Here is a 12847-nt window from a genome sequence, read left to right on the forward strand (position 1 = left end):
AATTCAACAGAAAATTCAGAAACACCTGAACAACAAGAAACGCCAATATACGAACAAATACCAAATGTTATATCTATAGACGGAATAGCAACTACACCTTCTCGTGTAGGTCAATTTGTATATAGCTTAAATAAGTTAGATTATTTTAAATCTGTAGAATTAACAAATAGTACAAAGGACGAGGAAAATGGAGGCTATACCTTCAATATAGTTCTAGAATTAAGAGAAGGGGCGGTTTCAGGTGAGTAAAGATAATGTAGATAAAAAAAGTATATTACAGAGAGATTTAAACACTAAAGAAATGCTAGTTGCAATAGGTATATGTGGAGTTGTTTTTGCTTATGGATATATGTGTATATATCCTCAATATAAGGATTATCAAAGTAAGGTAAGCACTTTAAAAGGAATTAATGCAGAAATAACAAAATATGAAGATGGAATAAGTGAATTACCTATAAAAAAAGAAAAGCTAGATAATTTAAATAAGGAAATAAAGATAAAGAGTAGAATGTTATCTCATAATATGGAAGATGGAATGTTTTTAATAGGTTTGTCGAAGCTTATGAAGGAAGTAAATGTGGATTTACTTGATTATTCTATGGATGAGGTTGTTCCATATGAAACTTTTTATGCTATACCTACTTCAATATCCGTAAGAGGGGACTATAGACATGTTAGAGAGATAATGTATTATTTAGAAGAGCAAAAGAATATGACACAAACGTTAGATTATAGCATGACAACTTATATTCCAAAGGAAGAAGAAAATAAGAGTAATAGCAATAATGATTCAGTTATTATTCCAGACAGTATTGTTTATTGGACAACAAAAGGATTGAGCTATCATAAAGAAGGATGTACTATTTTGGAAGAAGAAAAAGTATTAAGTGGATATAAATACTCAAGTGGTTCAGCAACACAAAGCGGTAAAAATACAGCTTGTCAAGTATGTAAGCCATATACAACACAAATATCTAATCAACCACAGGAAGAACCAGAAAAGCCAAAATCTAATGGAACTGTTGAAGCTACATTTAAATTTATAATGTATTCTTCAGAAAATCCTGTATTAGATTTAGAAAATGATGATTCTAGTAAGTGGAAACCAGGAAAATATAACCCATTTACAACCACAAGTAGATAAACAAGGGGGGATTAAGCGAATGAAAAAAAATAATAAAGGTTTTACCCTAATTGAAATAATTATCTCAATTACTATATTTACAACAGCTATAGGAATTGGATATATGATTATCAATAAAAATACTGAAAGTGTAAGTGCGAGTATGATTAGCACAGAAGGCCAAATGTCTGTAAATATAGTTAATAAATATTTGACAAAAGATTTAGAAAAAACTCAACCTAATAATATTATAAAACCAACACAAATAGAAATTAGTAGTGGAACATATAATTATAAGTTAAATACAAATGAATTTATTGAATCTAACGAAAAAATAAATTATATAAGATATGACGTTAATATAAGTAATAATAGATATGACTTAACTAGAAATACATTTTCAAGCCAATCAGATATGGATAATAATATAAGTAAAAGCAATATAGAGATTATAAGTAATCAGCCTATAGATGATATAAATACACCTCCATTTTACATCGAAAATGATAATAACATTTATACTGTAGGAATGCAATATAAAGAAAAATCTAATAAATATTATAATTTTGATGTTAGTTATAGATACAACCAATTTGTAACATCTGGAGGAGAAGTAGGAGATGGAACGCCAGAAAATCCTCTTCCACCAACAGAAGAACCAGAGATAGACGAAGAATTACAGGGAAGTAACGGTCTAAATGGTTTCATTAGATTCGGCTATAACGACAAGAAGGCATATACATCAATAGGGTCAAGTAAAGTACAAGATAAACCTAATAACGAATATGCTAGAAGAGAAATAAATAATGACAAAGGAGAATATACCATAAGAGGAATGCTATCTTTCAATAACAATAATGGTCATTGTGAAACTAAAATAGACTCTTACCCTTTATATGAACAGAGAGATGATTTTGGTAAATTACAAGTGAATCAAATTAATGCAACTATATTAGGTGATGCACGACTTGAACTAGTAATTAAACAAAAAGATGGTGGAAATGAAAATTTATGGCCCATACTTCATAAGGTAACCCTTGATAAAGTAGGTAAATATATATTTCCTATAAATACAAATAGTAAAGATATATTAATAGAAGGTAAAATTATAAAGACTCAGGGATCTACATATGGTGAAGCTATAATAACCTTTGGAACGAAAACAAACTAATTAGCAGGTGCAATATGATGGAGAATAAATTAAAAAAGAGCAAAGGATTTACTTTGATAGAATTATTGATAGCTATGAGCATTATTTCGCTCATAGTTATGGCTTTTTTTACAGTCTGGAACTCTACAATAAGATTAAGTGCCAAGAATGAAAAAGATATAAAATCTCTTAATATAGCTCAAAGTGAAGTAGAGAATATTAGAAACCAAATAAAAGAACAAATAGATTCTACTACTAAAAGTATTACTGTAAATGCATATCAAACCTCTTCAAATTCTTATATGAATGATTCGATTACTATTGGAACTGAAAAAGAATATAAAAAGAAGATAGAAGGAGACTCTAACTTATATACAGTTAAGCTTATTGTTAAAAAAGATCCTATCAAAGACAGTTCAAATAAGGAAACCTCAAACTTTATATACAATATTAATGTAAAAGTTCAATCTAATAATCAGAACTTAAGTAAAAAAATAATTGAACTAGAAACAGAAGTATTCGGTAAGTAGGGAGATATATAATGAGATTAAATAATAAGATCAAACAAAACAAAGGTTCTGCAATGGTATTTGCCATAATATTAATGTTTTTGGTATCAATGGGAATAATGCTATTTTCTAGTCAAATAAATAATGTAATACGAATGAACAGTAGATCTTATAGAGATATGCAAGCAAAGTATACACTAGAGGCGGGTATGGAGAATGTTATAGGGCAAGTATGTGTACAAATAGAAGAGAAATTAGGAAATATACTAAAAACATCAGATATAAGATTACATCCTCCAACAAATACTCAAAAAGAGAGTGATATAATTTTAAACCCTATGGATATAGAGATAAAATCATTAGATATTAATGAGATGAATTATAGATTAAAAGAAGACGTAAAAATAGTTCTGAATATAAATGCAGAGAAATATATGACAATAGATGAAGATGGTAAAATGGCAGAACCATCTTATAGAGTTATAAAAAATATAGATGAATATGTAGGAGATATTAGCGTTAGTACTGAATTAGATGGAAAGGAATATGAGCTTAATTCTGAAATAAAATTCATGGTTAAGGATATTTCTAAGAATCAATCAGGATATGATGTAATAAGCTGGAACAAATAGAAAGGAAATATATATGAATATATTTGATTTATTAAAAATATCAATAGAATTAGGAGCATCTGATATACATATAACGGTAGAAAGTGCACCAATAGCTAGAATAAAAGGAAAGTTTATCAAATTAACGGAAAGAATATTGACTAACTATGATACAAAAGAAATGGCAAAAGAGTTAGCAGGAGATAAAAATTTTAAAAGAATAGAAGAACACGGAGAATGTGATTTTTCTGTAGCAATAGAAAGTGGTGAAAGGTTTAGAGTAAATGCGTATAAACAAAAAGGAAACTATGCAATAGCGATAAGAACAATAACCTCTACAATTCCAACATTTGAAACACTAGGACTACCAGAAATATTAAGAACTTTTACAGAAAAACACAAAGGATTAATATTAGTAACAGGACCTACAGGAAGTGGAAAAAGTACGACTCTAGCAAGTCTTATAGACATAATAAACACTAATCAACAAAGACACATAATAACATTAGAAGACCCCATAGAATATGTACACAATCATAAAAAAAGCTTAGTAAATCAAAGAGAAATAGGTCAAGACACAGAAAGTTTTAACTCGGCACTAAGGGCAATACTGCGTCAAGATCCAGATGTAATACTTGTAGGAGAGATGAGAGATCCAGAAACTATATCTATAGCTTTAACAGCAGCAGAAACAGGACATCTAGTATTTTCAACATTACATACAGTAGGAGCAGCTAAGACTATAGATAGAATAGTTGATATGTTCTCAGCAGAACAACAACAACAAGTTAGAACTCAATTATCTACAGTTTGTGAAGGAGTAGTATCACAACAATTAGTTCAAACAATAGATGGAAGAAGAAGAGTAGCAGCATTAGAAGTAATGGTAGCAAACCCAGCTATAAGAAACCTTATAAGAGAAAATAAAACTTATCAAATTCAAAATATTATACACACAGGAAGTAAACAAGGGATGCAGTCTATGGATCAGGAATTAGTTAATTTATATAGACAAGGATTGATTTCAAGAGAAAGTGCATTAAGTAGATGTACTGACTATGAATATGCATCTAGATTAATGGGTTCAATGAACTATTAAACTATAGATTGAAGTAAGTAAATAATTATAATAAAAGGGGGAGATGAAGTGAATAAACATAATAAGTCTAATAATAAAGGATTTACTTTATTAGAATTATTAATTTCAATAAGTATTTTTACTATAGTTATATTTATGGGATATAGTTTAATTAATAAATACAATGTAAGTGTAAATGAACAGAGTAATATTACACAAAATCAATTATCAACCAACAGTTTAAATAATTTTATAACAAAAGACTTAGAACAAGCACAAGGAATAACACTGAAATGTATAGATCCGAATGAAACTTATATTTATAGTATTAAAAATAATGAAGAAAGTAAAGACGAAAATTATTTAGAGAATGCTTTAAATGAAATAACAGAAAGAAATAAAATAATATCTAGTAAAGAAGAAAATAAATTAACTTATGCTTATAGGATAGATAAGTTGGATGAATCAAAATCACCTAGTTACACTGTTGATATGAAGTACAATAAAAATAATTCATATATTGAGTACTCAATATATAGGTCTTTGCCAGGTGAGGGAAATATAGAAATTATAAATAATAAAGTTAAAAAAGAAGGGGATTTATTTCCAAACCCTATAGCGATAACTAAAAGTAATCCATATTTTGTAATAATAGAAAATAAAGATGATAAAGGAAAATTAAATGTAAATGAGTTTCAAGTCGCATCAAGGTACATAACGGGTAATTCAAATGGAGGAAGTGTTAATCCAGAAATACCAAAACCTCCCACGATAGATGAAATACCGGATATACCAGGATTTAATGGAGAATATGATTCTATAGGATTTTGGACAGCGGATAAAACTAAATGCCCTAAAGTGGGAACTGAATATATAGATAGTCTATATACATGGGTAAATGATGCTGGAGTTTTTGGTAGACAAAATGAAAGAAATAAATTTGAATTTGATATTCTAGCAGATACATCTAATGGTAATGCAGAGAAGGCAGATTCTAAAATAGGATATAATACCTCTGATTGGAAAGCTGAAGTGAAGGATGGAAAATTTACAAGGGCTAAAAAAACAGATACTATAATGATATATATTAGCCCAGATACCACACTTAAGAGTACAGAAATTATATTTAATAATGGTAACAAAGGTACATTTAAAAGTATAATAAGTATAGACAATGAAGAAATGTTAAATCCTAATAATGGTAAATATATTTTAGAAGGTGGTAAAATTGGAACCTGGTATAAGGTTGATTTTGAAAAAGGTCAAACAATGACTTGTTTTAACGTTGTTGGAAAATTAGAAATGAACAGCACAGGATTGTATTCATCAGGATACGCAGTTGTGTATGTTGGAAGCAATAATGAAGAAAATACACAAATACAAGAAGATATTATATATAACTTGAAAAATGAAAATAATAGATTTTATGTTGAAGGAAAATCTAACATTGGAAATGATACATCAATACATAAAAATCAAAATGCTAGCAACAATCCAGCAAATATGAATATAGAAATATTAAAACATGAACCTGCAATAAGGGTAAGAGGCTTAGAGAGTGAAATAGTAATTAAGACAAATTACAAAAAGGATATTGAGGATATTATAGGTTTGAAATTTAAAGTTAATGGTGGAATAGTTTTACAAAATATAAAAACTAAAATTGATAATAATGAAACTATTTATACAGATTTAAAAATAACACAGAGTCAAAATAGTTATATATTTGATATACCTAAAGACAAAAAGTCTAAAATATTATTATCAGGTAGTTTTGTATTTGACAATTTAAAAAATAGTGGAGATACATCTAAATTAGCTATTGAATTAATTTATAAATAGTTATTAAATGTATTTAAATTAGGGAGATTAAAAATGCAGACATATTTTACAATAATATCATTCATAATAGGAACAATCTTCGGTAGCTTCTACAACGTATGTATCTACCGAATACCAGAAAAACAATCAATAGCAACACCACCATCACACTGTTACAACTGTAACACAAGACTAAAACCCAAAGACCTAATACCAATACTAAGCTGGACACTACTAAAAGGAAAATGCAGATACTGTGGACAAAAAATATCACCAAGATACGCACTAGTAGAACTACTAACAGGAATACTATTCGCAGTAGTGTACCTAAACTTTGGCTACACCCTAACCACACTATACTACATGTTCCTAATCTCACTATTAATAATAATAACCTTCATAGACCTAGACCACTACATAATACCAGATGAACTACTTATAATAGGTAGCATAATAGCCCTAATAGTAAACACACTAGGCTACGGAACAGGAATAAAAGAAGGACTAATAGGAGCCTTAGCATGTGGAGGAGGAACGCTAGCAGTAATCTATCTAATAGAACTTCTAATAAAAAAAGAAGTAATGGGCGGAGGGGATATAAAGCTATTCGCCATGCTAGGATTATTCCTAGGAGTGAAACTAGGATTTTTAACAATAATCCTAAGCGTATACGTAGGAGCTATCTACGGAATAGCTACAATCATCTACAGCAAAATAAAAAAAATAGAATATAACTCAATGATACCCTACGGACCATTTATATCAGTGGCAGCCTTTATTACCATACTGTACGGAAACAGTATGATAAACTGGTATCTTAATATATTCTAAATAAACACATACATAATGACTAAATATACTCAATAGGGTCAATAATCCAATTGACCCTATTATTATGTAAAAAACTATGATTTATATAATAATAACCTCAATAATATCAGCCTACATAATCAACAAATACCTTTACAAAATATGTGACGAAATATCAAAAACAAACCTTAACACAATACTTATATACACCACAATACTGCTAACATCACTACTAATCTATTATAAATACGGAATAACCACAGAATCACTAAAATACCTAGCATTAATACCATTCATAATACTAATTTCAATAATAGATTATCACACAAACTACATATATGATATAACTGTACTTAGTGGTATAATTATTCAAGGTGCAATTTTTCTAGCAACTTTAAAACTAGAAAACAACGCTATAAGTCACATAACATCACTAACACTAGGCTTTCTAATACCGTACATACTAGCAAAAACTAAAGGATTAGGAACAGGAGACACAGGCGTATATAGCTTATGTTGTTTTACATTAGGTCATAATTACACTTTATACCTAATATCACTCTCCTTTATACTAGCTTGTGCATATTGCATATATGTACTTGTAATAAAAAGTGATAAAATAGTAAAAATACCATTTGCACCATTTATCTCAATGGCTACAATTTTAATAATATTAACAAACTATGATATACTTAATATTATTTTGACATAATTTATAAGTTAGGAGGAGTAAAAATGTACGTAATAGTAGGGTTAGGAAATCCAGGAAAACAATACGAAAACACAAGACATAATGTAGGATTTAATGTTATAGATATTTTAGCGAAGGAATATGGCATGTCTGTGACGAAAATAAAACATAAGGCTTTAATAGGTGAAGGACGAATTGGAACTGAAAAAGTTTTATTAGTTAAGCCACAAACATATATGAATTTAAGTGGTGAAACTTTAATAGATATATATAAATACTACAAAGTAGATTTGGAGAACATAATAGTAATCTATGATGATATTGACTTAGATGTTGGCAAAATAAGAATTAGAAAAAAAGGAAGCGGTGGAACACACAATGGAATGAGATCTATTGTAAAATGCTTAGGTTCTACAGAGTTTCCAAGAGTAAGGGTAGGAGTTTCTAAACCAATGCCAGGACAAGATTTGGCAGACTTTGTACTTTCTAGATTTAGAAAAGAAGAAGCTGATAATTTAGATACTGGACTAGAGAAGTCTTACCGTGCAGTAGACTGCATAATTAGAGAAAACATAGATACATCTATGAACAAATATAACGGATAATGAGAGGGGATTGTATATGAACGACGTATTTATATACCCTTTGCAAAATTCCAAAGAATATAAAGATATAATAAACTGCATACAAAACAACAAAGGATCATTATTAGTTAATGGTCTTTTACCAGTTCAAAAGCCACATATAGCATATTCTTTATTCAAGGATTTAAATAGGCAAACTGTTTTTATAACGAATAGTGACCTAGAAGCTAAAAAGGTGTATGAAGATTTAAGTTTTTATATGAAGGATAAGGTAGAATATCTAGGATTCTCAGATATTTTCTTCTACCATTTAGATGCAAAGGACAGAAATGAAGAAGCTAAAAAATTAAAGGTTTTACTAAAGTTAGCAAAAGGAGAAGAGATAGTTTTAGTAACATCTATCGAAGCGATTCTTAGAAAATATACACCTAAAGAAGTATTACTAGAAAACACATCTACTTACAAAGTTGGAGATGTAATTAACCTAGAAAACATAAGTGAAAAGCTAGTAAGATTAGGATATGAAAGAGTTTCAAAGATAGAAGGATTTGGTCAATTTAGTATTAGAGGTGGAATTATAGATATTTTCTCTCTAGAATATAGTAATCCAATTCGTATGGAATTATTTGATGATGAAATAGATTCTATACGAACTTTTGATGTGTTTACACAAAAATCTATAGAAAAAATAAAAGAGTTTTCTATAACTCCTTCTAGAGAATTTATATATCCAGAAGTCACAGATGATGCAGTAAATAGAATCAAAAAAGATATAGGCAAAAATACTAATGAAGATGTATTTCGAAATATAGATAATATAGCTACTAAAACCTACTTCCAAGGAGTAGAAAACTATATTGATTATATATATACTTATGAAAACAAAAGTTTATTTACCTATCTAAAAGATAATGCACTAGTTTTCTTTAATGATATAAGCAGAGCTAAGGAAAGATGTGAAAATTATACAGATGAATTTAGAGAAAATTATAAACTTAATTTAGAGAGAGGTTTAGCTTTAAAAAATCAAGCAAAGGTATTATACCACTATAGTGATTTAGAATTTATAACTAGTAATAAGAAGCTAATACTAAACTCTCTGTTACCAAAGCCTATAAACAATTTTAACATAAAATCTATAGTAAACTTTGAAGCAAGAGAAGTGCCTACTTTTAATGCAAAAGTAGATGTTCTTGTAGAGGAATTGAATAGATTAAAATATAATGGCTATAAAATAATATTAGCTACTAATACTTATGAGAGAGCTAAAAAACTTCATGGAGACTTATTAGACTTAGGAGTAGAAGCGGTTATATCTCAAGATAGAGATATAGAGATTAAATCTTCTCAAATTGTAATTATACCTGCTCGTATAAGTAGTGGTTTTGAGTATAAAACTATAAAATATGTAATAATAACAGACAATGAAATGATAGGTGTTCACAAAAGAACTTCTACCTCAAAATCCAAAAAATCTAAAAAGGGTAAAAAAATAGAATCCTTCTTAGAACTAAATGTAGGAGATTATGTAGTACATGAAAATAGTGGTGTAGGTAGATATACAGGTATAGAACAAATTACTGTTAACGCTATCAAGAAGGACTACATGAAAATCGTATACCAAGGTGGAGATAACCTGTACGTACCAATAGACCAAATGGACAAGGTACAAAAATACATTGGTGTAGAAGAAGATAGAGTGAAATTAAACAAGCTAGGAAGTCATGATTGGAGTAAAGCTAAAGCTAAAGTCAAAAAAGAAATAGAAGATATGACAAAAGATTTAGTAGAACTTTATGCTAAGCGTGAAAAGGTAAAAGGCTACAAATATTCAAAAGATACTCCGTGGCAAGGTGAATTTGAGTCCTTGTTCCCACATCAAGAAACAGAAGATCAATTAAAGGCTATTGAAGAAACTAAAAAGGATATGGAATCAAATAAGGTAATGGATAGACTTATTTGCGGAGATGTTGGGTATGGTAAAACAGAAGTAGCTATTAGAGGTGTATTTAAGGCTTGTATGGACCAAAAACAAGTTGCAGTACTAGTTCCTACTACAATCCTTGCTCAGCAGCACTACAATACTTTTAAAGAAAGATTTGAGAATTATCCAATAAGAGTAGAAGTACTAAGTAGATTTAAAACACCAAAGCAACAAAAACAGATAATAGAAGATGCAAGAAAAGGTTTAGTAGACGTACTAATAGGTACTCATAGAATAATATCTAAGGATATAAGTTTACCTAATTTAGGTCTGGTAGTTATAGATGAGGAGCAAAGATTCGGAGTTAAGCATAAGGAATCTTTAAAACAAATAAAATCAACAGTAGATGTACTTACACTATCTGCAACGCCTATACCTAGAACTTTACACATGTCTTTAAGTGGTATTAGAGATATGAGTGTGATAGAAGAGCCACCGCAAGAAAGACATCCTGTAATAACTTATGTTACAGAAAACAAAGAAAGTATAATGCAGGATGAAATAGAAAGAGAAATAGGTAGAGGTGGTCAAGTATTCTTTGTATACAATAGAGTAGAGCATATTGAAGAAATGGCTAGTATGATACAAAGATTAGTTCCTGATGCAAAAGTTGCAGTAGCACATGGTAGAATGACTTCAAAAACTTTAGAAAATATAATTTTAGGTTTTTTAAATAAGGAATTTAACGTATTAGTATGTACTACAATAATTGAAACAGGAATGGATATATCTAATGCCAACACAATGATAGTATACGATGCAGATAAGATGGGATTAGCACAGTTATATCAGTTAAGAGGAAGAGTTGGAAGAAGTACTAGACAAGGTTATGCATATCTAATGTATCAAAAGGACAAGGCTCTTAGTGAGATAGCAGAAAAACGACTTAAAGCTATTAGAGAGTTCACAGAATTTGGATCAGGGTTCAAAATAGCCATGAGAGACTTAGAAATAAGAGGAGCAGGTAATATACTTGGTTCTCAACAGCATGGGCATATGGCTATAATAGGATACGATTTATACGTAAAAATGCTAAATGATGCTATCAAGAAGGTTAAAGGAGAGTTTATTGTAGAAGAAGTAGATGTAGAAATAGATTTAAGTGTAAATGCATATATACCAGATAGATATGTAGAAGATGAGCTAATTAAAATTGAAATGTACAAAAAAATAGCCTGCATAGAAAATAAGGACGATATGGTAGAGGTTGAAGAAGAGCTAGCAGATAGATTCTCAGATATACCAAAAGCTGTTCAAACCTTACTTAGAATTGCCTACATTAAGACACTTTGTAAGAAGCTAAAAATAGAAAAAGTAAGACAACTTAAAGACGAAATAATACTAGTGCCTATAACTAGATATAGAACAAAGGAAAAAATAGGGTATAATATAGTTACGGAACTAGAAGAGCTACTAGAAAATATGTGTGCTCTAAAAGAACAAAAAGATGATAAGGGGTGTTAGAAATTGAAAAATAAGAAAATAATGGCATTAGTTATGACTATGCTTTTAGGAATATCTACAGTAGCTTGTAGCGGTGGATCAAAAAGTGATGAAGTTGTAGCAACAATAAATGGAAAAGAAATAACATCAGGGCAATTCAAAACAACATTATCTTTATACAAAACTAGTATAGAATCTATGTATGGCAAAGATATATGGGAAACTGAAGTAGAAAAAGGTGTAAAATATAAGGATAAATTTAAAGAGTCAATGATAGAGCAAATGGTAAGTATACAAGCAGTTTATGAAGACGCTAAAAAGAAAGACTTACTACCTAGCAAAGAAGATGTAGAAAAAAATGTTAAAGAATTAAAGAAAAGCTTATATGCAGATGAAACTTCTAAAAAGAAATTTGAAGAAATTGGAGTAAATGACCAATTTCTTAAAGAGCAAGAAGAACAAGATTTAGCTATACAAAACCATAAGGCTAATTTTGAAAAGGCAACAACTATATCAGACACAGAATTAAAAAAATACTATGAAGATAATAAGAAAAGCTTCTACAAAGATGAAGTAAAAGCTTCTCATATACTAATATCTACATTAGATGCAAATAATAAACCATTATCAGAAACTAAGAAAAAAGAAGCTAAGAAAAAAGCAGAAGATATACTTAAAAGAGCTAAAGGTGGAGAGGAATTTTCAGCATTGGCAAAAGAATTTTCTGATGACAAAGGCTCAGGAAGCCAAGGTGGAGATTTAGATTATTTTGGTAAAGGAGAAATGGTTAAGCCATTTGAAGACGCTGCATTTTCTATGAAAGTAGGGGATATATCAGCATTAGTAGAAAGTGAATATGGTTACCATATAATTAAATTAACAGATAAAGTACAAGGGCAAACTTCTTTTGAGGATGCTAAAGAAACAATAAAGAGCGCTTTATTAGCAGAAAAATATAAAGAAGAAACTCAAAAGTTATATAAAAATATGAAAGTAGAAAAAAATGAAGATATAATAAAGAAAATAACTTTCTAAAAAATAAA

Annotated in this window: 12 protein-coding genes; all 12 read left to right on the forward strand. The window is 29.3% G+C overall.

The window, feature by feature from the left end; genetic code table 11:
• Nucleotides 1–249: PilN domain-containing protein (locus tag ACRC03_RS00930; RefSeq protein WP_438650668.1), on the forward strand; the 249-nt coding region annotated here is incomplete at its 5' end.
• The gene (locus tag ACRC03_RS00935; protein ID WP_438650669.1) at nucleotides 242–1144 is read left to right on the forward strand and encodes a hypothetical protein; all 903 of its coding nucleotides are present in this window, start codon (nucleotides 242–244) and stop codon (nucleotides 1142–1144) included. The genes ACRC03_RS00930 and ACRC03_RS00935, both read left to right, overlap by 8 nt.
• A gap of 19 nt (nucleotides 1145–1163) precedes the next feature.
• Nucleotides 1164–2294, forward strand: coding sequence for a prepilin-type N-terminal cleavage/methylation domain-containing protein (locus tag ACRC03_RS00940; RefSeq protein WP_438650670.1), 1131 nt, complete (start codon nucleotides 1164–1166; stop codon nucleotides 2292–2294).
• A 14-nt stretch (nucleotides 2295–2308) separates the two neighbouring features.
• Entirely contained in the window at nucleotides 2309–2803 is a 495-nt protein-coding gene (locus tag ACRC03_RS00945) for a type II secretion system protein (RefSeq protein ID WP_438650671.1), read from the forward strand.
• An 11-nt stretch (nucleotides 2804–2814) separates the two neighbouring features.
• A complete protein-coding gene (locus ACRC03_RS00950; RefSeq protein ID WP_438650672.1) occupies nucleotides 2815–3414 on the forward strand; it encodes a hypothetical protein in 600 nt (199 codons plus the stop codon).
• A 13-nt stretch (nucleotides 3415–3427) separates the two neighbouring features.
• The gene (locus tag ACRC03_RS00955) at nucleotides 3428–4492 is read left to right on the forward strand and encodes a type IV pilus twitching motility protein PilT (protein WP_438650673.1); all 1065 of its coding nucleotides are present in this window, start codon (nucleotides 3428–3430) and stop codon (nucleotides 4490–4492) included.
• A gap of 48 nt (nucleotides 4493–4540) precedes the next feature.
• Nucleotides 4541–6313 carry a prepilin-type N-terminal cleavage/methylation domain-containing protein gene (locus tag ACRC03_RS00960; RefSeq protein ID WP_438650674.1) on the forward strand — a complete coding sequence of 591 codons (1773 nt, stop codon included), beginning with the start codon at nucleotides 4541–4543 and terminating at the stop codon, nucleotides 6311–6313.
• A 33-nt stretch (nucleotides 6314–6346) separates the two neighbouring features.
• Complete coding sequence (locus tag ACRC03_RS00965) at nucleotides 6347–7123, forward strand: prepilin peptidase (protein WP_438650675.1); 777 nt, start codon at nucleotides 6347–6349, stop codon at nucleotides 7121–7123.
• A gap of 76 nt (nucleotides 7124–7199) precedes the next feature.
• The gene (locus ACRC03_RS00970; protein ID WP_438650676.1) at nucleotides 7200–7814 is read left to right on the forward strand and encodes a prepilin peptidase; all 615 of its coding nucleotides are present in this window, start codon (nucleotides 7200–7202) and stop codon (nucleotides 7812–7814) included.
• Between the two features lie 23 nt (nucleotides 7815–7837).
• On the forward strand, nucleotides 7838–8398 hold the full coding sequence (gene pth / locus ACRC03_RS00975; protein WP_438650677.1) for an aminoacyl-tRNA hydrolase: 561 nt from the start codon (nucleotides 7838–7840) through the stop codon (nucleotides 8396–8398).
• Nucleotides 8399–8414: 16 nt separating this feature from the next.
• The gene (gene mfd / locus ACRC03_RS00980) at nucleotides 8415–11825 is read left to right on the forward strand and encodes a transcription-repair coupling factor (protein ID WP_438650678.1); all 3411 of its coding nucleotides are present in this window, start codon (nucleotides 8415–8417) and stop codon (nucleotides 11823–11825) included.
• Between the two features lie 3 nt (nucleotides 11826–11828).
• Nucleotides 11829–12839, forward strand: a complete 1011-nt coding sequence (locus ACRC03_RS00985) for a peptidylprolyl isomerase (RefSeq protein WP_438650679.1) — start codon at nucleotides 11829–11831, stop codon at nucleotides 12837–12839.
• Nucleotides 12840–12847 lie beyond the last annotated feature (8 nt).

The sequence above is a fragment of the Romboutsia sp. genome (genome assembly GCF_051659545.1).
Taxonomy (GTDB): Bacteria; Bacillota; Clostridia; order Peptostreptococcales; family Peptostreptococcaceae; genus JBOFOR01.